Genomic DNA, 25618 nt, shown 5'->3' with positions numbered 1-25618 from the left:
AAAATGAATTTTTAAACGATACCTTAAACCGCTTTTAAGCTTAAATCCATATTATAAACCGAATGTGTTAAGGCTCCAGAAGAAATATAATCAACACCACATTCGGCATATTTTCTAAGTGTATGCTCATTAATTCCGCCAGAAGACTCCGTCAAACACTGGTCTCCAATCAGTTTTACAGCTTTTCGCGTATCGTCATAATTAAAATTATCGATAAGAATTCTATAAACGCCACCACAATCTAAAATTTCTTTAATTTCTTCTAGATTTCTAGCTTCAACTATAATTTTTAAATCTCTGTTAGTAGCCTTTAAATATTGTTTGGTTTGATTGATTGCTTTGGCCACACCTCCTGCAAAATCAATATGATTATCTTTTAACATAATCATATCATATAAGGCAAATCTATGGTTTTCACCGCCTCCTATTTTTACAGCCCATTTTTCTAGCGCTCTTATGCCTGGTGTTGTTTTACGTGTATCTAAAATTTTAGTTCCTGTACCTTCTAATAAATCTACAAATTGTCTGGTTTTTGTTGCAATTGCACTCATACGCTGCATAGCATTAAGCACTAAACGTTCGGCTTTTAAAATGGATTGTGATGCGCCTTCTACGTAAAATGCAATATCGCCTTTTTTTACTTTTTGACCATCTTCAATAAGCGTTTCAATAGTCATGTTGTCATCAACATAAGCAAAGACTTGCTTTGCAAAATCAACACCAGCAATAGTCCCGTTATCTTTTACTAATAGCTTGGCTTTACCTTGTGCTAAAGCAGGAATACAAGCTAAAGAGCTATGGTCACCATCACCAACATCTTCGCGGATAGCGTTAGAGATAATTAATTCTATTTCTTTATCGAATTGAGCTTTTGAAATCATTGAAATACTTATTTGCTGTAAAAATAGGAAATTGATTAACGATATCCGATTTTAGAATTATGAATCAGAAAAAAATCTAAAATCATAACTTGTAAATCGTAAATTTGAATCATGAATATAAAACTAATCGCCATAGGCAAAACTGACAATAAAAATCTTCAAGCTTTAATTACCGATTATAGCAAACGACTTGGTTTCTATATCAAGTTTGAATTTGAAATGATTCCCGACTTAAAAAAAGTTAAGAATTTATCTGAAGCCCAACAAAAAGACAAAGAAGGCGAATTAATTTTAGCAAAAACAACGCCTGCTGATGTTTTAATTCTTTTGGATGAAAATGGCAAACAATTAGATTCCGTAGCCTTTTCGGGTTATTTGCAAAAACATATGAATTCGGGTATAAAAACCTTAATCTTTGTCATTGGTGGCCCTTACGGATTTTCAGATGCCGTTTACCAGAGAGCAAATGGCAAATTAGGCCTTTCAAAAATGACCTTCTCACACCAAATGGTACGTTTGTTTTTTATAGAGCAATTATACCGAGGCTTTACCATCCTTAGAAATGAACCTTATCACCATAGATAAGTTTACAGTTGCAGTATTTAATCGCAGTGCTTACTTTTTTATTTAAAAAAAAGTCGCAGTCACATGCTCATTACCATTTTTTTTGTGAGAACTCATAGCATTAATTCTATAAATAATTATTCTCACTAAATTTATGACTCTGAAAACAGTGACTGCGACTGAAAACTTTTTAATGGGTTTTAAAGACTTCTTTTCGTTTTTTTAATTGTCGAGTTAAATCATTTATGGTTTCGGTCATTGCCATTTCGTAATTCTTCTCGTTAGAAGTTGCAAAAATACGTGGACCAGGTAAGCTTAATTCTATATTACAAATTTTACCTGCTTCGTGGTCTTTTTCATCTTGTTTGAAATAAACTTGAGCTGAAATTAAAAACTCGAATTTATTGGCTAATTTTTCTAATTTCTCTTCCGTTAATGCTGAAAGTGTTTCACTAACATCTATGTTTACATATTGAAAATTTACCGTCATATTCTATCTTTTTTTATATGATTAATTCTTTTTACTAAGGTACAAGTTTAAGTCAATGATGCGACTGACTTATATCATAAATTTGAATTAAAATTTTATTTTTACTAGAAGAATAACAGATCTCAAAATTAGTCTAAGTATGCTAAAACATTAGCTTCAATACGGCTTTGAATAGCACTAACATCGGCCTTTACAAAAGTATCGCCAGTAATATTCTCATAGAGTTCAATATAACGTTCACTTACAGTTTCAATATAGTCATCACTCATAAAAGGAACGGTTTGTCCTTCTAAACCTTGAAAGTCGTTAGCAATTAACCATTGCCTTACAAATTCTTTAGATAATTGCTTTTGAGATTCCCCTTTATCTTGACGTTCTTGGTAACCTTCGGCATAAAAATACCGTGATGAATCTGGTGTATGAATTTCGTCAATCAATACAATTTTACCGTCTTTTGTTTTTCCAAACTCATATTTGGTATCTACTAAAATCAATCCGCGTTTAGCTGCGATTTCTGTACCTCTTTGAAATAGTTTTCTGGTATAATCTTCAAGCACTATATAATCTGCTTCAGACACAATGCCCTTTTTTAGAATATCCTCTCGAGAAATATCCTCATCATGATCTCCCATTTCTGCTTTAGTCGCAGGGGTTATAATAGGCTCAGGAAACTTATCGTTCTCCTTCATACCTTCTGGCATTGCAACACCACAAAGTGTTCGTTTGCCTGCTTTATATTCTCTAGCAGCATGGCCAGACATATAGCCACGGATAACCATCTCTACCTTAAAAGGCTCACATAAATGACCTACAGCCACATTAGGGTCTGGTGTAGCCACCAACCAATTAGGTACCAAGTCTTCGGTTTCCTTCATCATTTTAGTGGCAATCTGATTTAAAATTTGCCCTTTATAAGGAATCCCTTTAGGCATCACCACATCAAAAGCACTGAGGCGATCAGTAGCAACCATTACTAATTGCTCATCATTAATATTATAGACTTCTCGTACTTTTCCTTTGTAAACGCTTTTCTGGTTTGGAAAATTGAAATTGGTATCTATTATGGTATTTGACATTATTTTAATTTATTTTTTTTCTTAATTTTTATGGACTAATTGCAATGCGGAAAAATTATTATTGAATGGGTTCATTTGCTGAATAATTGCGTTACGGACAAATCGCAACGCACGGACAAATGACGAGGTATGGACAAGTCGCGACTTGTCCCTACTTATTCTCTATTTTCAATATGCTTATACGCCGCAATCACTTTTCGTACTAATTTATGGCGAATCACATCTTTATCATCTAAATAAATCATACCAATACCTTCAACGTTTTTCAACACTAAAAGGGCTTCTTTTAATCCTGAAATGGTTCGGCGTGGTAAATCTACTTGGCCAGGGTCACCTGTTAATAAGAATTTTGCATTTTTTCCCATTCGGGTTAAAAACATTTTCATTTGTGCATGCGTCGTATTCTGCCCTTCATCTAATATCACAAAGGCATTATCTAAGGTACGACCACGCATAAAGGCTAAAGGTGCAATTTGAATCACGCCTTTTTCAATATAGCTATCTAACTTTTCAGCAGGAATCATATCTCTTAAAGCATCGTATAAAGGCTGCATATAAGGATCTAATTTTTCTTTTAAATCTCCTGGTAAAAACCCTAAATTCTCACCAGCTTCTACAGCAGGACGTGTTAATATTATACGCTTAACTTCTTTCTTTTTTAAGGCCTCAACAGCTAGAGCGACACCCGTATAAGTTTTACCAGTTCCTGCAGGACCAATAGCAAAAACCATATCGTTGTTACGCATGCTCTCTACCAACTTACGCTGATTAGCGGTTTGGGCTTTAATCAACTTTCCACCAACACCATGTACTAAAACCTCACCACTTTTTGCGGTCGTTTCGTAATCATCGGTGCTTTGACTGGTTAAAACGCGCTCTATAACATTTTCATCAAGTTTGTTATACTTTCCAAAATGCTTCATAAGCATTGTGATTCGACGGTCAAACTCTTCTAATAAATCTTCATCTCCATAAGCTTTTAACTTATTGCCTCTGGCTACAATTTTGAGCTTAGGAAAATACTTTTTTAATAATTCAATATTTGCATTTTGTGCACCAAAGAATTCTTTAGGCGTTATTTCTTCGAGTTCTAAGATAAGTTCATTCAAAAGCGTGCTTGATTTAATGTGTTAATCTGTTTTCTTTTACTAATTTTGTAATTCTGTTATACACACCAAATTTAACAATTTTACAACCATAATCCTTAAAAAAATATCAACAATCAATCCATGGCGATAATCACTTTAACGACTGATTTTGGAGAAAAAGATCACTTTTCTGGAGCCATAAAAGGGGCTATATTTAGCGAACTTGAAGCGGTTAACGTTGTCGATATTTCGCATTCAATTTCGCCTTTTAATATTTCTGAAGCCGCTTATGTTATTCAAAATGCCTATAGCAGTTTCCCCAAAGGAACGATACATTTAATCGGGATAGATTCTGAGTTAAGTCCTGAAAATAAACATATTGCCGTTAAATTAGACGACCATTACTTTATATGTGCTAACAATGGTATAATGAGTATGATATGTGCCGACATTGCTGCTGAAGAAATTGTAGAGATTAACATCCACGACAAAGTAGAAACTAGCTTTCCTGTATTAGACATTTTTGTAAAGGTAGCTTGCCATATTGCAAGAGGAGGAACTTTAGGCGTGATTGGAAAAGTTATTAACAGCATTAAGCCAATTAAAAATTTACATCCTTTTGTTAATGACGACCAAAATCAAATTATTGGTAGTGTTATTTACATTGACAATTACGGTAATGTGATTACCAACATTAAACGTAAATTTTTTGAACAGCATCAAAAAGGAAGGGCTTATGAAATCTCTGCAAGAAACCATAAATTTAAAACCATTTTTAATAAGTATAGTGATATTATAAACTATGATGAAACAGAAACTTCAAAACGAAATATTGAAGGTAAAGGCATGGTCGTTTTTAATTCATCGGGTTATATAGAAATTGCAATTTATAAAAGCAATAACAGCACCGTTGGTAGCGCTTCTACACTAATGGGATTAAAAACGATGGATACCGTGACCATAAACTTCTTAAAGCCCTAAAAATATGTTAGTAAGAATTGTAAAAATGAGTTTTGAGCCGTCTAAAATTGATGAATTTTTGGCTAATTTTGAAACGGTTAAAGAAAAAATTAGAGCTTTTGAAGGTTGTCAATTTTTAGAGTTGTACCGCGATCAGAATACAACTAATATCTTTTTCACCTATAGTTATTGGAATTCTGAAGCCGATTTACATCATTATAGACATTCCGAATTATTTAAAGGCGTTTGGGGAAAAACAAAACCTTTGTTTAATGCTAAACCTGAAGCGTGGAGTGTGGATAAATTGGAAAGTCTAAAATAAATACTGAACACTAATATATGTTAGCAATACTAAAAAAAGAAATTAACACCTTTTTCGCCTCACCAATTGGTTATTTGGTTATTGGGGTGTTTTTATTACTCAACGGCCTTTTTCTCTGGGTTTTTAAAGGGGAGTTCAACATTTTAGATAATGGCCAAGCCAGTTTATCTTCTTTCTTTTTACTTGCACCTTGGATTCTTATTTTTTTAGTTCCTGCGGTAACCATGCGTAGTTTTAGTGATGAAAAAAAACAAGGGACTTTAGAATTGCTCGTTACGAAACCTATTTCGCATTTTCAGATTGTTTTAGGCAAGTATTTTGGCGCTTTCACTTTAATCATCTTAGCTTTGATCCCGACATTATTATATGTCTATACGGTGTCTCGATTAGGAAATCCAGAAGCTAATCTAGATATGGCCAGCACCATAGGCTCTTATTTTGGATTGCTCTTTTTAGTAGCTGCGTATACAGCTATTGGCGTGTTTGCTTCTACCCTATCTGACAATCAAATTGTAGCGTTTATCATTGCCGTTTTTATCTGTTTCTTTTTCTATTTTGGATTTGAAGGCTTATCCAATTACAATCTATTTGGCAACCTGGTTTATATGGAAAACCTCGGTATGGCTGCACATTACAATAGTATGAGTCGTGGCGTCATTGACACTAGAGATTTAGTCTATTTTATAAGTATTGCCTTAGCTTTTTTACTATTTACAAAATTGAGAATCCAAAACCAGTAACATGATTGTAACACCACTATTAATTGTATTCTTAATCGTTCTTTTTGTACTGCTATTTTTATTTTTAAATACGGTTGACAAACGTAAATGGCTTACTGCACTCATCAGTTTGGTTTTAACACCTTTTGTATACTTTTATATGTTTTATCCATTCTTAAATATTATTAGTAGCTATCATCATCAAAAATATTTTGATAGTGAAGCCTGGATAGAAAGCCCGGCGTTACGCTACGAAATGATAGATAGCACCATAAAAACAGATACTTTAATTGGAACTTCTAAAGCGGAACTAGCTACACTTTTGGGTAAAGCGGAATGGTTGACATGGAATGATGCTAAAAAAGCACATGACACTGATAAATGGAATTATGGACTAGGTATAGAGCCTGGTGCTTTTAATGACCAAAGAGATTGTGTAGAAATTATATTTAAAGCTGATAAAGTGGTAGCCCTAAAGCCTTATCAAGAAGAAATAACATTCGAGAATGAAGAAGAATAAATCCATATTATATATTGCTGCTATTGTTGTTGGACTCGTTATATTGAATGCCATTTCAAGCGTTATTTACGAACGTTTCGACCTCACTAAAGACAACCGTTACACCCTTTCGGAAGCTTCAAAATCATTACTTAGCAATCTAGATTCACCTTTAGTAATTGATGTCTTTTTAGAAGGTGATTTTCCTTCTGAATTTATATTACTTCAAACCGAAGTCCGACAAATAATAGAAGAATTCCAACTAGAAACTGACCAAATATTCATCAACTACATCAATCCCATTGAAGATGAAACCACAAGACAGCGCAATATTGAAGAGCTTAGTAAATCGGGATTAGAGCCCTACATAAGCACTGATAACAGCACCGGACAAGTAAAACAAGATATCATTTTCCCATGGGCTTTTGCGAGTTATAAAGACCAGACCGTAAAAATTCCATTGTTAAAACGAAGCGTTACACAAGGATTACAAGAACAGATTACCAATTCGGTACAAGCTTTAGAATATGCCTTTGCTGATGGGTTTAGCAAATTGGTAAACGCTAAGGCTAAAAAAGTGGCCATTTTAAAAGGTAATGGACAGCTAGATGATATTGAAATTGCTGACTTTCTGCAAACGATCAAACCTTATTATAATTTAGCGCAATTCACCTTAGACAGTGTTGCTACCAATCCACAAGGAACTTTAGACAAGCTTAAATCTTATGATTTAATTATCTCAGCAAAACCAAGTATTGCGTTTTCAGAACATGAAAAATTAGTTCTAGACCAGTATACCATGAATGGGGGAAAAAGTTTATGGCTAACTGAGTCTGTAATTATGGACAAAGACAGCTTGTACAACGCTGCAGGTCGTGGTGTTTCTATTATGCGCGATTTAAACTTAAATGATTTTTTCTTTAAATACGGTGTTCGTGTGAATCCGACCTTGGTAAAAGACCTGTATTCTGCTCCGATAATGTTAGCTATTGGCGAAGGTAGCCAGGCACAAATGCAACCCGTACAATGGCAATATTCACCTTTAGCAGCATCAAACCCCAACCATCCTATCACCAAAAATTTAAACTTGGTAAAGTATGATTTTGCGAGTCCGATTGACACCTTAAAAAACGACCTTAAAAAATCTATATTATTACAGAGTTCACCAAAATCGAAATTAGAAGGTGCGCCAACCACCATTTCTTTAGATGCGGTTACTGAAGCACCTGATGAAGCTAGCTTTAATCAAGGACCACAAAATCTAGCCGTATTATTAGAAGGTGAATTTACTTCGGTGTACGACCAACGTGTTTTACCTTTTAAAGTCAAAGATTTTAAGTCTAAAGGTACGCCTACAAAAATGGTCGTTGTTTCCGATGGAAACGTCATTAAAAACGACGTAATAAAAAACAGACCTATAGAATTAGGCTTTGACCAACTCACCGGAAAATCGTTTGGCAACAAGGAATTTTTGCTGAATGCCGTGAATTACCTTTTAGACGACACTGGACTTATAAACATAAGAGCCAAGGAAATTAATGTGGCTTTTTTAGACAATGAGAAAGTAAAAGAAAACAGAGGCACCTGGCAATTTATTAATATTGTATTGCCACTCATACTTTTAGCGGGCTTTGGTTTGCTATTTAATTATCTTAGAAAGAAAAAATACGCCCAATAAAAATTCAGCTTCACACAACCAAATTCCTACTTTTACAGGAAGAATTTGTTAATAAGTTAGTTTTAAAAAACCCTTCTATTAAGATATATTTGTAACACTAATTAAAAGTATAAACCACATATATTCAGTATGCAACCTCTAGCCGTATCGATTAGATGTTTCATATTTGTACTGAGCGCAGTCGAAGTATGACCAATAAAAACAATTAATATATAACACATGAAATTTATTGTTTCAAGCACCTATTTATTAAAGCAGCTTCAGGTATTGGGAGGTGTCATTAACAACAGTAATACACTACCGATTTTAGATAATTTCTTATTTGAACTTAGCCAATCAAAACTAACGATTTCGGCAAGTGATTTAGAAACCACGATGTCTGCAACTATTGATGTAGAAAGTGATTCTGAAGGTAACATTGCTTTACCAGCACGATTATTATTAGACACATTGAAGACGTTTCCGGAGCAACCCTTAACGTTTGTTGTTGAAGAAAACAATACGGTTGAGATCAGCTCTAATCACGGTAAATATGCTTTAGCTTATGCCGATGGCGCAGAATTCCCTAATGCAGTTTCTATTGAAGATGCTAGCAAAACAACCATTATGGGTGATATCTTAGCCACTGCGATTAGTAAAACTATTTTTGCTGCTGGTAACGATGACTTAAGACCTGTAATGAGTGGTGTGTTCTTTCAGTTTTCTCAAGATAATTTAACTTTTGTAGCAACAGATGCTCACAAATTGGTAAAATATACTAGAAATGATGTCAGTGCTACAGAATCTGCAGAATTCATAATGCCTAAAAAGCCTTTAACACTTTTAAAAGGGATTTTAGCAGGAAGTGATGATGATGTTTTAGTGGAATACAACGAATCTAATGCTAAGTTTACTTTTGAAAACTCTGTGTTAATCTGTCGTTTAATTGATGGAAAATACCCTAATTACGAAGCGGTAATTCCTAAAGAAAACCCAAATAAATTAGTCATAGACCGTACACAGTTTTTAAACTCGGTTAAGCGTGTTAGTATTTTCTCTAACAAAACAACACATCAAATTCGTTTAAAAATTGCAGGTGCTGAATTAAATATTTCTGCGGAAGATATCGATTATTCAAACAAAGCCGAAGAGCGTTTATCTTGTGATTACCAAGGCGACGATATGCAAATAGGGTTTAACTCGCGCTTCTTAACTGAAATGATTAACAACTTAAATGCCGAAAACGTACAGTTAGAAATGAGTTTACCAAACAGAGCTGGTATCTTAACGCCTACAGATGGTTTAGATGAGGGTGAACACGTTACGATGTTGGTGATGCCTGTGATGCTTAATAGCTAAACTTTTTATTACTCATAATATTTATTTATAAAAAAAGCTCACTATTATTGGTGAGCTTTTTTTAGTTAATATAATCACTATCAATTAAGATTATTATTTATATAAAGAAATGAACCTTCGTAATCTCCAGAAATTACAACGCCATCTGCCCTTGTAAACGCAAATGATAAACGAATAAAATCAACATCATATTCAGTTACTGTAATAGTTCCTTGGGTAACTTCTAAATCTGCGTTACTTCCGCTTTTGTAAAACTGACTGATTCCGTTTTCAAATTCACCTCCAACAATAGAGCCATTTACCATGAACTCTAAATTTGAAATTTCAGATAACTCATAAGTTACTCCAGGTGTTAAATCTAAATAACTAATTCGTGCTGTAAACAAATCTACATTACTCAATGCAGTACCATCAGAAGCGGCTACTATTTCGGCCTCAGAGCTATTGGCTAAACTTAAAAACACACTATTCAGTGAAGGCTCTACAACTGCGGTATGCATTTCAAATACAGATTCCCCTACCGTAATATGATTTTCATAGGTATCAGAATTATCATCATCTGAAGAACATGCTGTTAGAAGCATTGCAAAAAGTACAATGGCATAAAATTTTAAATGTTTCATTATTAAATATGTTTTAAATGATTTGGTAAAAAAAGCGCTCACAAAAGTGAGCGCTAAGTTAAGCTGACACAACCACAACTTTAGTTTCTAAAGAACTTTTGGTTTATAGATGAAGAAGCGGTTTTCATTTGAATAAGGTATAATCCTGTAGACAAATTAGACACGTCAATACCGGTATTAACGGTGTGAGATTCTTTTACTAATTGCCCATTAGTGTTGTAAATAGCTACACTTTCAATCTGTTCAGTAGATTGAATATATAATCTATCGCTTACAGGATTCGGGTATAATTTTACTGCATTTGTATTTAAAAAAACATTATCAATTCCTAATGTCGAATTGTACTCATAAGCACCTAAATCTATAGTGGTATTGAAAAATCTTTCGTTTCCAGATAAATCTAAGCTTGCAAAAATTGCTGTATCATAATAAGAATTATCGCCTTGATCTATGATATAATTTGAAGCTGATGTCGGTTTGTAATCACTATCTAAATTTAAATTATCGGTAGCCGGATCTAATTGAGTAATGTCTGAAGCGTTATAAGTACCAGAAGTAGCAGCTGAAGTAACCTGTATAACCGAATTATATACATTGATAGTTTGGCTATCCCCTTCGCCTGTTTTGCTATTGTCAATATCTACTGTATTGAATTGGTTTCCATTATATTTATTTTGCCAAAAAATACTATTTCTTGTTTCTAGACGTATCCATCCACTTCCACTAACATTAATAACTTGTTGTACTGTTGCGTGGTTGTTCACGTTATTTACAATTGTAGCATTATTTAAAAAGTGAACTATACTTCTGTTACCATTAGAAGATGAACTCCTTCTAAACCAAATTGCACCAAAATCTGAATTATAGGTATTATCTGTAAACAGAATATTTGACCAATGAGACGTTAATGCATCTGAATTGGAAGCACTATGCTCTAATAAAACAACACCATTATTGGTAGCATTGTTGGTTATTGCTACATTTTCAACCACTAAGTCACCAGAAAAATCTCTCCAATCTAATAGTAAACCTTCACTGTAATTTTCTGTAATCCATGTATTTTTTAATGTAAAATCGGTGATATTTGTATTAGTAACTATTACAGGACTAGAACTAGATGTGTAGGCATTTTGAAGAACAAAACCATCAAAAATGACATGATCTGCCTCAAGACTCACTAATATTGTAGCATTATCGGTTTTATTAGTTGTGAAATCTCCTTCTATATCATCACCATTAATATCACCAGAAATAATCGTAGCGTTATCTGTAAATACTTTAGTTAAATCTCGATCAGCTAAAGTTGACTCAGTGCCGTCAAAACCTCCATAGATTTTCAAACTTTCTAAATCTAATGTGAGAACTGATGTAGTATTTGCCGGACTATACACACCTTGAGACACCCAAATTTCATCATTTAATAATACATTACTTAATGCATCATTGATGGTTGTATAAGCATCTGCCCAAGAGCTTCCATCATTATTCCCTGTAGCATTTGCATTCACATAATACACTGTAGGTGTACAATTTTCACTGTAATTTGTGTCTGTATCTTTAGTCCATCCATTATCATACACACCTACTTGGTTTGGTGTATATCCTGAATCTATTTGTACACATGTTAAATCAGGATTATTATATACCTTCATATATACAAAATTAGAGTTATTACCATTAGCCACGTTTAAGCTAGTAAGCTGATTGTCATATATTAACAATTGATTTATTTGAGGGTAGGCGCTAATATCAAAAGTCGTAAATTGGTTAAAAGCAGCGTGAATCCTAGTTAAATTAGGGTTATTGCTAATATCTAGGTTACTGATTGAATTATCTTGGAAATCTACAGCAGTAAGCATTGTGTTATTAGTAATATCTATACTTGTTAAGCTATTACTTGCCACAATTAATTCAGTTAACAAAGTGTTATTAGAAACATCAATACTAGCAAAGTTATTATCGCTTGCAATTAAAGTATTTAAATTAGAATTCGCGGTAAGTACAATCGATGAGATGGCATTGTCACTAATATTTAAACCTGTTAAAGTTGTTAAATTAGTCACATCTACAGTCGTTAAGTTATTATCACTACAATTTAAATCAATAAGGTTTGTATTTACACTTACATTTAACGTAGATAAGCTATTATCGCTACAATCTAAAACTTCGAGAGCAGTTGCACCTTGAAGATTTAAATTTGAAATACTATTTGATCTCGTGTTTAAAGTTGTTAAGGTCGCTAGATTTGAAACATCTAAACTCGTTAAACTGTTATCTTCAGCATCCAAGGTAATTAAAGAAGTCCCCTGCACATTTAAACTACCAATATTATTTTCTTTACAATTTAAACTTGTAAGACCTGTAATAGTTGACACATCTAAAGCAGATATTGTATTATCACTACAATCCAATGCGGTAAGATTAATAAAAGCTTCAATCCCAGTTAAATCTGAAATAGCCAAATTGCTTACATCTAATGCTCCTGTTACAGCGTGAGCTTCAGCAACAGATATTTCTTGATCATAATCTGTATTAATTGCACCGTTACCTACTAAATAAGATTTAAAATTAGCATCTGGAATAGTGATGTAAGTAATACTTGTACTACAGTCTTCTACGACTCTAGTTTCTAAATCTCGCGTCCATCCCACATCATAAACACCTACGTTAGCCGGTGGCACAGTTCCAGCATCTACTTGAATACAGGTAAGATTAGGGTTGTTATAAGATTTCATGTATGTAAACGCAGCACCTTTACCATTGGCTATATTTAAATTTGTAAGTTGATTATTATAACACAGAATTTCATCAATCTGCGTATTTAAACTTATGTCCAAATATGTGATGCTATTATCAGCACAATGTAAACGTGTTAAAGCCAAATTACTACTTACATCAATAGCTGTTAAATTATTACTATAACAATCTAGTCCTGTAATATTAACAAAGGCCTCTATACCAGTTAAATCTGCAATTGACAAATCGCTTACATCTAATGCTCCTGTAAAAGCTTGCGCTTCGGCTACAGAAATTTCTGAATCATTATTAGTGTTAATGGCTGTATCGCCAACAAGATATGCTTTAAAATTAGCATCTGGAATGTTCACATTTTGGGCAAAAGCCGAAAACAAACCCAAACATAAGTAGGTTGTAAATAAGAGTAAAGTTTTTTTCATTGTAGTTGAGAATTTTTAAATTAATAGACTACAAAGCAATAGTTATTGCATGGTTTTTCAATTTGTATTTTTCTGAAACACTTCGATTTTTTTCTAAATAAAAAAAGAGTCTACATCTTGTAAACTCTTTTAAAACGTTGAAAGTACATACCTTTTAGGTATTATTCTACGCAAGCTATATAATTACCATAAGGCGCTTTAATCGTTCCTCTATTTATGCCATTAAAATAAGTATCACCATAATTACCACCTCCTGTATATTCGCGTCTCAGAATAAACTCGTAAAGCATACATTGACCATCTGAATTTCTTTGAACAACAGCACCTACAGCCCATTGGTATAAAGGCACTCCTGTATCTTTATGTTTTACGGTAGACCAATTGTTTGATGTAATATATTGATGCGTGTTGCTCATACTATGCTTACTATAATACGCATCTAAACCTTTTACTGCAATGGCTTTTAAAGCTTCATCTTTATCTAAAATGCCAGCATCTGGTAGCTTAATATTTTTTCTTCTTTCTAGCTCTTCTTCACTTATTTTTTTATTCTTCTTTTTTATAAGTGGTTGATCTAATTTTTCTTTAACTTTTTTAAAGAATTGCGCATTTACAGGTTGTGCTGCGCCAATAGTTAAAATAGTTAGAAGTATAAATAACTTTTTCATAATTTATAAGGTTTTTAGGATGTATTGCATCTATGGTTTTAATTGGCGTTTTCGCAGTTAATTTTTTGGCCGTAAGGCATTTGTCCATGAATAATCCCACCAAATTCTGAACTACCATAACCACTACCATTATATTGTTGCTTAATTAAAAAGCCTTGTAAGTAGCAGTCGTTATTTTTATTTTTTTCGGTAAATGCCCCTTTAATCCAACGGTACAAAATGTGACCTGTATATTTGTTTTTAACCACACTCCAATCGTTAGATTCTATATTTAACTTCAAAAGTTGAGCACCATCTTTCTCAATAGTTTTAGACACATTTTGTTTAGCAAAATTTACTAATGATGTGTTACTATTCATAGTTCCTGCTTTGGGCATTTTTATAGCCGCCATTGTAGATTTTGCCGCAGCATCATAATTGGCTTTTAAGGTTGCTTCAAATTCTATTACTATCGGCTTTGCTTTTTCTAACCAATCTAAATGAAACTGTTGCTCGCCTTTACCAATTACATTTAAAATGGTAATATCTTTTTGATGCATATACGATGGTACATTAAACGCATGACCACCTTGATGCGATGCCGCGTAAATAACAAACACATCGTCTGCAATAAGCATTCCTCTTACCAAAATTGGCATTCCTGTACCAAGCTCGAGCGTTTGTGATCGGTCTGCACCTACTTTGGTGGTAAACATTCCGGATACTAACTCATAACCAATATAACCTTCTGGTGACATGGCTTCTAATTCTGGTGTTGTTAAAAAACGTAACCAAGCATAATCAGGATCTTGGGCTGGTAACACATCGATATTATCGCCCATATCAGTCATCTGACGTCTTAATTTTACACGGTCTACACCAACAGCACTCATCCCTTTAGTCATTGCAAAAGGATAAGACATGTATAAAAAGTCATCACTTATATTAGAGGCTGTTTTAGGTTTATTAGCGTCGGCTTCCTTTTGTTTTTTCTCGAGATATTTTTGATAATATAAATCTTGCTTTGCTTGGTCGTTAGGGTATTTTTTGGCTAATTCTGCTTTAAATTCTTCATCAGTATATTCAGTTTTAGATGCATTTTTATTGGAAGTTGAAGTACTACCAACCATTCCTGTAGCATTGTCGGATTTTGAAGATGAGCTTGCCTCCTCTTTGTTTTTCAGCTTCTTCTCTACTGCTGCTTTGGCTTTCTTCTTTAGCATTTTACCCAATTGTGCATTGGAAGTATTGTAGCATAATGCTAAAACTAATAATAGAATTATTTTTTTCATAAGAATTGTGTTTAATAGACTTCAAAAGAAGTAACTAAACCCCCATTCTTAATAGCGATTTTTCTAAAGCTGTGGATTTTTTTTCTAAATGAAAACGAAATTTTAAGCTAATCTCATAAAAATGTTTCCTTAATGACTTCTAAAAACTGATCGCGTTTAGATTTTGAAATAGGTATTCGTTTTTTATTCGTCATCAATAAATAATCGCCATCATCTTTTACCAATTCGTCTACGTATTTTAGGTTGATTAAATAGGAACGATGACATTTAAAAAACATGGCATTACCTTCTAATTGCGCTACAAAATGCTTTAAGGGCTTGCAAATCGTTTTTTGTTTGCCATCTATTAAATGTACTTTGGTGTACATGCTATCGGCTTCAAAATATACAATGTCGTTATGAGATGCAAACATGATACCTTTAGGGATTTCTAAGGCTATTTTATCCATGGATAACTGCTTTAGAGAGTCGCGCAACTTATTTAATTGATCGTTTAAATTGTTAGCTTTTATTGCTTCTTCGGCTTTGGTCACCGCTTCTTTTAATTCGTTAGTATCAACAGGTTTTAACAGATAATCCACTGCAGATAATTTGAAGGCTTCAATAGCATATTGGTTATACGCGGTGACAAATATGATTTTAAAATTGATTTGATTTGGAAAGTATTCTAAAATATCTAAACCGGACTGATTTGGCATTTCAATATCTAAAAATACAATATCTGGTTTTGAAGACTTTATTAAGTCCACACCAGAAGATAAATCTTGCGCTTCTGCAATACTTGTGATACTTGTACAATGTTCAGTTATGAGCTTAGATAGTAAGTGTCTGGCGCGTTTTTCGTCGTCTATAATTATGGCTTTCATGGTTGTATTATATAGGCATTGTTATAACCACCTTGGTTCCTGAAGCGGTTTGATTTTCATTGTACAAATCTTCAATAGCGATGGTTATATTACGTTTTAATTTGTTTTTGTAAAGGTGCACACGTTCTTCATTGGCTTTGGTTGCAAAAGGTTTGTGCTGTTGGTTAGGGCGTTTTAATTTTTCGGATTGTGCTCTACCTATACCATTATCTTCAATAGTAATTTGTAAGTTATTGTTTTCAATAATTTTAGCTTCAACCTTTAATTGTCTATCCGTTGTTTTATGTAATAAGCCGTGTTTTAAAGCATTTTCCACATAAGGCTGAATGAATAACGAGGGCACTTTTATTTGTTTTGTTTTTAGTTGATAATCTATATGAATTTGATATTCTAACTCGTCTTCAAAACGTACTTTTTCTAATTCTAAATACAATTTTAAAGCATTTAATTCTTCTTGTAAGGTGATTTCGTTTTGCTGACTATAATCGAGATACATCCGAATTAATCGGCTAAACTTTACTAAATACGAGCTTGCTAATTCTTTTTCATTAGACACAATATAATCTTGAATAGAATTTAACGCATTAAAAATAAAATGCGGATTCATTTGTGAGCGTAAATTTTCTAACCTTAAATTAGTAATTTTCTTATCGACAAGAACTTTGTCTATTTCTACAATACGCTGTGCTTCTTTTTGTTTGAGTCGTCGTCTAAAATACAACCAAAGTCCTCCCAAAGCACTCCCTAATATTATAGTATAAAACCACCAGGTTTCCCAAAAAGCTTCTGTAATTATAAAAGTAATTGGTGACGTAAAAATAGCATCTTTAGCACTAAGATTTTTAGCCTTTAGTTCTAACGTATAGGTGCCACTAGAAAGACTATTAAAATTCACAAAATGTGTATTTACAGGTAAGTCATGCCAAGTGGAATCCATCTCTTTTACACGATATTGGTACACCACGTGCTGGTTAGATTGAAATCCGTTTGAATTAAATTTAACACTAATTTTATTGCGATTGTATGGAAGTTTATAATGACTTTGCACCAAGGTATCTCGATCATTTATAATTACCGTTTCTACATTGATTTTAGCCGTTTTAAAATCTTTAAATAACCCTTTACTTTTTGGTAATATATAATATGATTTGGGTAAGGTTATGATAATAACATCTTTAAGAATAAGAAAAGAATTTACAGCAGTATTTAATCCATCTTGAGCACTTAACGATTTTAAACTCTTCGTTTTAGTATTATACTTATATAAGCCTTGATCTGTAGAAATCCATAAAAAAATATCTTCGGATTTTATTGTATTTATTTCTAAAGATTTAGGAAGAGAAATTATCGATTTTGAAAGTGTGTCATTTTCAAATTTCAACAAACCATTATGTTGTGTAGACAACCAAACCGTATTTTCCGTTTTAGCAACAGAACTAACCAACAAACTGTTTTTATTATATTTAAGTTCTACAGATGAAAATGCATTTAAATTGTATTTAAAAACACCATCAATATAAGACACAAAAAGTGCACTATCCGTAACTATAGAAGTTTTTACACGACTAGAACGAATAACCTTTTTTTCTTCTGAAGAAAATGTGTTTTTATAAACAATACCCTCCTTATAATTACCGTAAAATAGAGTACTATCATTTATTTTTGAAAAGGTTTTTGCGACTGAATATTTATTTACCGTATTAGTAATCTTATCCGTTTTAAGGTCTACCACATAGGATTCTGAAGCATTAACACTTATAATTAATTGTTGTGCTTTAGCATCGTAAAACAGATTCCCTATTATTACTGATTGTGGTAATAGTAATGTTTTAAAATGATTAGATTGGTTATGAAATAAAAGTTTACCATCATTGGTCGCTAATACAAATTGATTATTGGCTAAAGCACAAGATGCTGTTATCTTAGATTTTATAGAATTTAATTCAATATGTTTAATATTTAAATTTGGAGACACAAATACCCCGTTATCTAGCGTCGTAAACCAATAGTTTTTATTAAAATCTATTTCAACGTCCGTAATGGATTCCGTACTAAACAACTGTTTTTTAAAGGTAAACGCTTCATTATTAAACGTGTAAATAAACACACCAGAAGCTGTTAAAAACCAATAATCATTATCAATCTTTAAAAGATTATAAATAATATCCTTTTTTAATTGAAGTGGTGTATTCAGTTTTTTTGAGGTATCGTTTATTTTATTAATAAGAAAAATAACGTTTTCCTCTTTACTCTTATGCATTAGGAAAACTTCTCTATCAAATGCAAATAACTTAGGAGACTGTATACGCTGTGTACTTAAAATTTCTAAAATCTTAGTGTTATTAGATTTGTCTAATTTATAGACACGATGTTCTTTTATGTTTTTTTCTAAGTTTATGACATACACATAATCAACTGCTCCCTCATTAGCATGATTAATACAAATACCATCAAATATTTTAGTGATTTTTTTAGTTGTTCTATTTACATCATAAACTCCAGTTATTGTAAATAATCGAATTTTAGTATCTAAAATAACATAAGATGGTAATTGTCCTTTCACTAAATGACCGGAGTCAAAAAACAGTTTTAATTGATTATCTTCAACATAAAAAATTTGCCCATGAATATTGGCACACCACAAACGTCCTTTTTCATCTAATCTTAATTGAAATAATGAACTCCCTTTTTGTTGTTGGTGACTAAAACGTTTATACGATTTCCCATCATATCTGTATAATCCCTTGTCTGCTGCTAGCCAGATATAATTATCTTGGTCTTCTAGAATATCATAAAACTCAATATCTGGTAAATTAGAAACCTTAGCCATATGTTCAGTCACAGGATTTTGAGCTATGACTAATTGAGATATAAAGAGTAGTATAAAAATTAATATGTTTTTTAAAATAACACGCATATATAAAAAAAGCAAACATAGGTTATAAATATAGTATCGCTTTTTGATTTTTCTGTAATAGAGTAATTTTTTTCTAAATAAAAAAAGCTTCACCAAAATAGATGAAGCTTTCTTAAATCCATTAAAAAAAATTCCTAACTAACAAAATTAAAAGACAACGGATAATATGGTAATTCGCCGTTACTTGCTTTTACGGCATTTATAATTGGCATAATAAAGGCCAGGATGGCTACTAATATTAAAGTTAAAATCCCTAATCCAACTACAAAATTAAAGGAATACTAATTATAGAATAGATTAATATACTAATTTGAAAATTCAAAATAGCTTTTCCGTGCACATCCATTCCCTCTACCTGTTCTTTTTGTGTGGCCCAAAGAATTAATGGCGCAATAAGTCCTCCAAAACCTGTGGCGTAAGTTAATAATTGAGATAAGTGGGTTATGACCAATAATTGATTGTCTGTTCGTTTTAATGTGTGATAATTTGATTCCATAATTGATGATTTTACGACTATATGACGTTAATTTATCTAATTTGTTACAGTATTTTAAACTCAATCCAATAATATTTTTAAAAGTTAGCTTAACATAACTCAATAATCTTAACCCAGTAGTTACTGACTCATAACAATTTCATAAAACTCTTATGAAGTGTTAAAAATAACTTGCGCAAAAAAGTTATTTAGACATGAATAAGAATTTCAGCAGAAGAAATTTCATAAAAAACGCAGCCCTAGCTACAGGTGGTATTTTATTAGTTCCCAACTTTATTAGTTGTAGTAGTGATGACGATTTTACAAATGAAGATGTAGATTTCAATGGATTTACAAATCAAAATTTTAATGAGGGTGTAGCTAGCTTCGACCCTACTCAATCACAGGTAATTATCTGGACACGCTACACAACCACAATACCTTCTGTAACCTTACAATGGCAAATTTCTTTAGATAGTGATTTTACTACAATACTTAGAAGTGGTGAAGTTGTAACAGATAGTTCTAGAGATTTTACAGCAGCTGTTGAAATCCAAGATTTAGATGCCAACTTAAAACTGTATTACCGTTTTATAAATATTGAAGACGAAACTACTTCTCCAATCGGTGAAACCATTACTTTAGCAACAGGAGGTGTAAGTCAAGTAAAATTAGGTGTCACTTCATGTGCTAATTATGCGGCTGGCTTATTTACGGTGTATAATTCTATGGCGAATTCTGACTTAGATATTGTTATTCATTTAGGAGATTATATCTATGAATATGGAGAAAATGAATACGGAACTAATGCCTATACCGCAGCCTTAGGACGAACGCATTCTCCAACACATGAAACCATCTCCTTAAATGACTATAGAACCCGATATAAACAATACAGAAGTGATGAAAATCTAAAATTACTTCACCAGAAAAAACCATTTATATGTGTTTGGGACGATCATGAAATCACCAATGATACTTATAAAGATGGTGCTGAAAATCATCAAAGTGATGAAGGATCTTTTGAAACCAGAAAACAAAGTGCACTACAAGCGTATAGCGAATATTTACCAGCTAAAACTAATGACATCAGTATCATTTACCGTAGTTTCCAAATAGGCGATTTAGTTAACCTAGTGATGTTAGATACAAGATTAGTTGGTAGAGATAAACAATTAGTAATAACCGACTATTTTGATGCAACCGGTAGTTTTGATGCCAGCACTTTTCAACAAGAATGGTTAGATTCAAATAGGACTATTTTAGGAGAAACACAAAAGAACTGGCTTATAAATGAAGTTAGTGGTAACAGTGCTGAATGGCAAGTTTTAGGCCAACAAGTTTTAATGGGAAAAATGATGGTTCCGGCAGAACTTTTAATGGCTTTAACAACCATTATAGCCGAAATTACAGCAACAGGTTCTGCTTCCGACTCATCAATGGCTAGTTTTCAGCAACAATTAGGAGAGCTGGTAGAACTCAAATTAAGAGTTCAGGCTAATGACCCTACACTTACAGAAACCGAATTAGCAAGAATCAATACCGTCTTGCCATATAATTTAGATGCTTGGGATGGTTACCCTACCGAACGCGAAATTATATTAGAAGCCTTTGCCGATAAAAAAGTGGTGGTCTTAGCGGGTGATACCCACAATGCTTGGTCAAATAATATTGTGTCTAATAGCGGTAATGCTTCAGTAACTGAATTTGCCACATCATCCGTATCATCTCCTGGGTTTGATACTTATTTAGGTTCAGAACCTAGCTTTGTAGCAAGTTTTCAACAAGCCATAACCATACTTATTGATGACCTCAACTATTTTGATTCTGCAAGACGTGGTTATATGGAAGTCACTTTTAGTCCTGGTGCTACAAGCTCTAATTGGGTCTTTGTAGACACCGTTTTTTCAGAAACTTATAGCACACAAACCGGACATACAATTACTATATAATTAGATATCATAGTTTATAAAGAAGCCCCAAATCTATCTTTATATACAAAAGAGGGCAAGCGTTGTTAGCAAGACTTACAACTACCGCCTTCTTTTTTTACGCCTAATTTCACCAAAATAGTTTCCAACAAACACCATTTTGTAAAAGCAGACTGAATTAAATTAACCCCAATAAATACGGTAAACCACATCCAATTAGGATTCACATAAACGGTAAGTACAACACTTAACAAAACCATTGTACCTACGATAACTCTAAAATATGTATTTAACATGTTTTCTTTTTTTTATTTCACCTGAAAGGTTAAAATACTGAACTCGTTTCAGTATCTAAACTTACTATTTATATAAATTTCTCTATAGGAACCACAACCGCTTTAATAGGGTTATTAGTTTCTACATTAGCATTAAATTCTTTTAACAATTCAAATAAGGCATCAATATTTTCGTCTTTTGCAAATGAAAAAAACAATTGGGATTCATTACCATATTTTTCACCAGGAAACCAACTAGACGCCATCGTTATGGAAGCACTATTTTTATGTCCATCAATATCAGAACTACTTAGATTTTGAATATTTGCTTTTTTGAACAAATTCAAAACCTCCTTTTGAAACTGCTCTACTGCTGTTACTATGACTAATTTCATTTGTTTCTATATTTTGATATTATCGTCACTTCGAGTGATTTTCGATAGAAAATTGTATCGAGAAGTCTTTTAAATATGTTCTCGACACAATTCCGAATACTTTCGGAATCACTCGAACTGACGCGATTTTATTTATAATTCTTCTTCTCTATCATATAATACACTAATGGTACAACCAATAGCGTTAAGACTGTTGATACAATAGTTCCTCCCATTAATGAAATGGCTAATCCTTGGAAAATTGGGTCAAACAAAATCACAAAGGCACCGATAACAACCGTTCCTGCTGTTAGTAAAATTGGTGTTGTTCTTACAGCTCCAGCTTCAATAGCAGCTTGTTTTAAGGGTACACCTTCTGCTGTTCTTAGGTTAATAAAATCAATAAGTAATACTGAATTTCTTACCATAATTCCTGCTAAAGCAATCATACCAATAAAAGAAGTTGCTGTGAAGAATGCACCCATAATCCAGTGCCCCAGAATAATTCCGATTAAGGATAACGGAATTGCAACCATCATTACAATTGGTGCTTTAAAGTTTTGGAACCATCCTACAATTAAGATATAGATTAAGATAATAGCTCCTAAAAAGGCAATTCCTAAATCTCTAAATACTTCCAAAGTAATTTGCCATTCACCATCCCATTTCACGGTATAATCATCTTCAAATTCAGGTTGACCTAAATACATTTCGTTAATAGCGTAACCTGGAGGCAATGGAATCTCTTTTAATTTTTCTTCCATTCCTAAAATAGCATACGCCGGACTCTCTAATTCTCCTGCCATATCTGCCATCACATAAACGACACGTTTTTGGTTTTTACGAGCAATACTCTTTGCTGCCATAGTTTCACTTATCGTAACCAAATCTGAAATTGGCATCATATGGCCTTGCTTAGATTTTACTTTTAATTGTGAAATATCTGTAATAGTCGATTTCTCTTTTTCATCTAAAGCCAACACTAGACCAATTTGATTAACCGCATCTTCGTCATACAAATTAGTAATCGCTCTGTTAGACAAGGCCATATTCATGGTATAAGCAATTTGCTGTGGTGCTACACCATACAACATGGCTTTTTCTTTATTAATCTTAAATTGATATTCCGTTTGGTCTGCTTCTACCATCCAATCTACATCGACAACATCAGCTGTATTATTAAGAATATTTTCTACATGTTTTGCTACTTTAATTTGCTCATCGTAATCAGGGCCATAAACCTCAGCAACAATCGTAGACATTACTGGTGGTCCTGGTGGAACCTCTACCAATTTCACATTCGCCTTATATTTTGAAGCTATTTTCTGAATATCTGGACGCAATAATTTAGCGATATCGTGACTCTGCGCTGTACGTTCTTCTTTTCCTATTAAATTCACCTGAATATCTGCCATATTACTACCACCACGTAAATCGTAATGACGTACCAAACCATTAAAGGTGATTGGTGCAGAAGTCCCTACATAATTTTGATAATTCACCACTTCTGGTCGTGTAGATAAGTATTGCGAAATTTCTTGAGCCACAACACCTGTACGTTCTAGCGTAGTGCCTTCAGGCATATCAATCACCACCTGAAACTCATTCTTATTATCAAAAGGCAGCATTTTTACGGCTACCGAATTGGTATAAAATAATACCATCGTACCCATTAGAACTGCAAAAGTTCCCAATAAAAACAACCATCGTTTTCCTTTATTTTCTAAAAGTGGTCTTTCAAACTTGTTGTAAATTTTAAATATACGTGTGTCCTCAATTGCTTTTTCTGGTTTTTCTTCCGCACCTTTTTTATCTTTTTCTCTTAAGAAAATATAGCCCAAATACGGTGTAATGGTTAAGGCTACAAAGAGTGATAAAATCATTGCTATAGAAGCTCCTATTGGCATTGGCGCCATATATGGCCCCATTAACCCAGATACGAAAGCCATTGGTAATACCGAAGCAATAACTGTAAAGGTTGCTAATATGGTTGGGTTCCCCACTTCATTAATCGCATATAAAGCTGCTTGTTTAAACGGTAGACGTTTCATTTTAAAATGCCTGTGCATATTTTCGGCAATAATAATGGAATCATCAACGACAATACCTGTTACAAATACTAATGCGAATAAGGTAATTCGGTTGAGCGTATAATCCATCATATAGTAACTCAACAACGTTAGAGCAAACGTAATTGGCACGGACAAAAACACGACTAATCCTCCTCGCCAGCCCATGGCTAACATCACCACAATAGTAACGGCAACAATAGAACCGATAAGGTGCCACAATAATTCCGATACTTTATGAGACGCCGTTTCTCCGTAATTCCTAGTAATTTCTACATGAACATCATCTGGAATTAAATTAGCACGTAAGTGGTCTACTTTTTCAATGATCACCTCTGCTATTTTCATGGCATCGGCCCCTTTTCTTTTGGCAACGGAAATTGTTACCGCAGGATATTCTGATTTGTAATCAGTGGATTTCACGCTTCCTTTTCCAAAACCTAAACTCACATAATTCTGTGGCACTTCTGGACCATCTATAATTTGAGCCACTTGCTTTAAATAAATCGGTTGATTTTGCTGAACACCAACCACTAAATTTTCAACATCGGTAACCGATTCTAAAAACTTTCCGGTGTTAATTAAAAACTCTGTATCGTTTTTATCAAAACTTCCTGAACTCAATTGACTGTTGTTCGCCTTAATCATTTCAGAAACTGACAAGAAATCCAAACCACTAGCCGCTAATTTATCTTTATCTAAAACCACACGTAGTTGACGGTCTCTCCCTCCTATTTTATGCGTAATCGCTACATCGTTAACTTTTTTAATTTCCGCCTCTAGCTCCTGTGCCATTTGGCTTAATTGGTAATCGTCATAATTCTCGCTCCACAAGGTTAAGCCTAACATAGGCACATCGTCAATAGCACGTGTTTTTACTAAAGGAAACGTTACACCATCAGGCATTTGGTCCATGTGTTTGTTAATTTCGTTGTATAATTTTACAAACGAACGCTCAATATCTTCGCCCACATAAAACTGAACAATCACCATACCTTGCTCTTTCATCGACGTCGAATACACATATTCCACCCCTTTGATATTCGAAATTAATTGCTCTAATGGCTTAATAACTCTTGATTCTACTTCCGTAGGACTTGCTCCAGGATAGCCTACAAAAATGTCTGCCATAGGCACATCAATTTGTGGTTCCTCTTCACGTGGAATTAAAAATGAACTATAAACACCAACAACCATAAATACAATCATTAACAACACCGTTAATTTGGATTGTATAAATACTTTGGCAATTTTACCTGCGATACCTTCTTTCATTTTGTTTTATATTTTGGGCGTTTTAACAGGCTATGCATTGCAATCTTTTTTTGCCATACATGGCAGCAAAAAAAGGATTTCCA

The 25618-nt window shown here is 33.3% G+C and carries 21 protein-coding genes and 1 pseudogene; 8 read left to right on the top strand and 14 right to left on the bottom strand.

The window, feature by feature from the left end:
• Nucleotides 1-23: 23 nt before the first annotated feature.
• On the bottom strand, nt 24-881 hold the full coding sequence (gene nadC / locus HM982_RS05880) for a carboxylating nicotinate-nucleotide diphosphorylase (protein WP_179352170.1): 858 nt from the start codon (nt 879-881) through the stop codon (nt 24-26).
• A gap of 111 nt (nt 882-992) precedes the next feature.
• Between nadC and rlmH the strand changes: the two genes are divergently transcribed.
• Entirely contained in the window at nt 993-1466 is a 474-nt protein-coding gene (gene rlmH / locus HM982_RS05875; RefSeq protein WP_179352169.1) for a 23S rRNA (pseudouridine(1915)-N(3))-methyltransferase RlmH, read from the top strand.
• A gap of 169 nt (nt 1467-1635) precedes the next feature.
• Here the strand turns inward: rlmH and hpf are convergent, their stop codons facing one another.
• The 3 genes from hpf to HM982_RS05860 all read right to left on the bottom strand — a co-directional run bounded on the left by hpf (nt 1636) and on the right by HM982_RS05860 (nt 4120).
• A complete protein-coding gene (gene hpf, locus HM982_RS05870; RefSeq protein WP_179352168.1) occupies nt 1636-1935 on the bottom strand; it encodes a ribosome hibernation-promoting factor, HPF/YfiA family in 300 nt (99 codons plus the stop codon).
• 128 nt (nt 1936-2063) lie between these two features.
• Nucleotides 2064-3011 (bottom strand): phosphoribosylaminoimidazolesuccinocarboxamide synthase, encoded by a 948-nt coding sequence (locus HM982_RS05865; protein ID WP_179352167.1) that lies wholly within the window; start codon nt 3009-3011, stop codon nt 2064-2066.
• Nucleotides 3012-3166: 155 nt separating this feature from the next.
• Nucleotides 3167-4120 (bottom strand): PhoH family protein, encoded by a 954-nt coding sequence (locus tag HM982_RS05860; protein ID WP_179352166.1) that lies wholly within the window; start codon nt 4118-4120, stop codon nt 3167-3169.
• A gap of 120 nt (nt 4121-4240) precedes the next feature.
• On the opposite strand from HM982_RS05860, the gene HM982_RS05855 reads away from it, so the two are divergent.
• The 6 genes from HM982_RS05855 to dnaN all read left to right on the top strand — a co-directional run bounded on the left by HM982_RS05855 (nt 4241) and on the right by dnaN (nt 9615).
• Nucleotides 4241-5080, top strand: coding sequence for an SAM hydrolase/SAM-dependent halogenase family protein (locus tag HM982_RS05855; RefSeq protein ID WP_179352165.1), 840 nt, complete (start codon nt 4241-4243; stop codon nt 5078-5080).
• A gap of 4 nt (nt 5081-5084) precedes the next feature.
• On the top strand, nt 5085-5381 hold the full coding sequence (locus tag HM982_RS05850; protein WP_179352164.1) for a putative quinol monooxygenase: 297 nt from the start codon (nt 5085-5087) through the stop codon (nt 5379-5381).
• A 17-nt stretch (nt 5382-5398) separates the two neighbouring features.
• The gene (gene gldF, locus HM982_RS05845) at nt 5399-6121 is read left to right on the top strand and encodes a gliding motility-associated ABC transporter permease subunit GldF (RefSeq protein WP_179352163.1); all 723 of its coding nucleotides are present in this window, start codon (nt 5399-5401) and stop codon (nt 6119-6121) included.
• 1 nt (nt 6122) lies between these two features.
• Nucleotides 6123-6620, top strand: coding sequence for a hypothetical protein (locus HM982_RS05840; protein ID WP_179352162.1), 498 nt, complete (start codon nt 6123-6125; stop codon nt 6618-6620).
• On the top strand, nt 6607-8277 hold the full coding sequence (gldG, locus tag HM982_RS05835; protein WP_179352161.1) for a gliding motility-associated ABC transporter substrate-binding protein GldG: 1671 nt from the start codon (nt 6607-6609) through the stop codon (nt 8275-8277). Before HM982_RS05840 ends, gldG begins: the two co-directional genes overlap by 14 nt.
• A 219-nt stretch (nt 8278-8496) precedes the next feature.
• Complete coding sequence (gene dnaN, locus HM982_RS05830) at nt 8497-9615, top strand: DNA polymerase III subunit beta (RefSeq protein WP_179352160.1); 1119 nt, start codon at nt 8497-8499, stop codon at nt 9613-9615.
• Nucleotides 9616-9695: 80 nt separating this feature from the next.
• Here the strand turns inward: dnaN and HM982_RS05825 are convergent, their stop codons facing one another.
• From HM982_RS05825 to HM982_RS05795, 7 genes and pseudogenes are all read right to left on the bottom strand, one after another.
• On the bottom strand, nt 9696-10238 hold the full coding sequence (locus HM982_RS05825; RefSeq protein ID WP_179352159.1) for a hypothetical protein: 543 nt from the start codon (nt 10236-10238) through the stop codon (nt 9696-9698).
• A gap of 80 nt (nt 10239-10318) precedes the next feature.
• Nucleotides 10319-13414 (bottom strand): T9SS type A sorting domain-containing protein, encoded by a 3096-nt coding sequence (locus HM982_RS05820; RefSeq protein ID WP_179352158.1) that lies wholly within the window; start codon nt 13412-13414, stop codon nt 10319-10321.
• A 161-nt stretch (nt 13415-13575) separates the two neighbouring features.
• A complete protein-coding gene (locus HM982_RS05815; RefSeq protein ID WP_179352157.1) occupies nt 13576-14082 on the bottom strand; it encodes a hypothetical protein in 507 nt (168 codons plus the stop codon).
• Between the two features lie 38 nt (nt 14083-14120).
• Nucleotides 14121-15353 carry a hypothetical protein gene (locus tag HM982_RS05810; RefSeq protein ID WP_179352156.1) on the bottom strand — a complete coding sequence of 411 codons (1233 nt, stop codon included), beginning with the start codon at nt 15351-15353 and terminating at the stop codon, nt 14121-14123.
• 113 nt (nt 15354-15466) lie between these two features.
• Nucleotides 15467-16219, bottom strand: a complete 753-nt coding sequence (locus tag HM982_RS05805) for a LytR/AlgR family response regulator transcription factor (protein ID WP_179352155.1) — start codon at nt 16217-16219, stop codon at nt 15467-15469.
• Nucleotides 16220-16226: 7 nt separating this feature from the next.
• Nucleotides 16227-19136, bottom strand: coding sequence for a sensor histidine kinase (locus HM982_RS05800; RefSeq protein WP_179352154.1), 2910 nt, complete (start codon nt 19134-19136; stop codon nt 16227-16229).
• A 134-nt stretch (nt 19137-19270) separates the two neighbouring features.
• Nucleotides 19271-19632: pseudogene (locus HM982_RS05795) on the bottom strand (DUF4870 domain-containing protein).
• Nucleotides 19633-19826: 194 nt separating this feature from the next.
• Here HM982_RS05795 and HM982_RS05790 point away from each other — a divergent pair.
• Nucleotides 19827-21563: an alkaline phosphatase D family protein gene (locus tag HM982_RS05790; RefSeq protein WP_179352153.1), complete on the top strand. Its 1737-nt coding sequence runs from the start codon at nt 19827-19829 to the stop codon at nt 21561-21563.
• Between the two features lie 65 nt (nt 21564-21628).
• Here the strand turns inward: HM982_RS05790 and HM982_RS05785 are convergent, their stop codons facing one another.
• The 3 genes from HM982_RS05785 to HM982_RS05775 form a co-directional block, all read right to left on the bottom strand.
• Nucleotides 21629-21838: a YgaP family membrane protein gene (locus HM982_RS05785; RefSeq protein ID WP_179352152.1), complete on the bottom strand. Its 210-nt coding sequence runs from the start codon at nt 21836-21838 to the stop codon at nt 21629-21631.
• A gap of 68 nt (nt 21839-21906) precedes the next feature.
• A complete protein-coding gene (locus HM982_RS05780; RefSeq protein WP_179352151.1) occupies nt 21907-22212 on the bottom strand; it encodes a hypothetical protein in 306 nt (101 codons plus the stop codon).
• A 128-nt stretch (nt 22213-22340) separates the two neighbouring features.
• The gene (locus tag HM982_RS05775) at nt 22341-25535 is read right to left on the bottom strand and encodes an efflux RND transporter permease subunit (RefSeq protein WP_179352150.1); all 3195 of its coding nucleotides are present in this window, start codon (nt 25533-25535) and stop codon (nt 22341-22343) included.
• Nucleotides 25536-25618 lie beyond the last annotated feature (83 nt).

Origin of the sequence: Winogradskyella vidalii (assembly GCF_013403955.1) — a bacterium.
GTDB classification, from domain to species: domain Bacteria; phylum Bacteroidota; class Bacteroidia; order Flavobacteriales; family Flavobacteriaceae; genus Winogradskyella; species Winogradskyella vidalii.
This window is presented reverse-complemented; position numbering and strand designations above follow the sequence as displayed.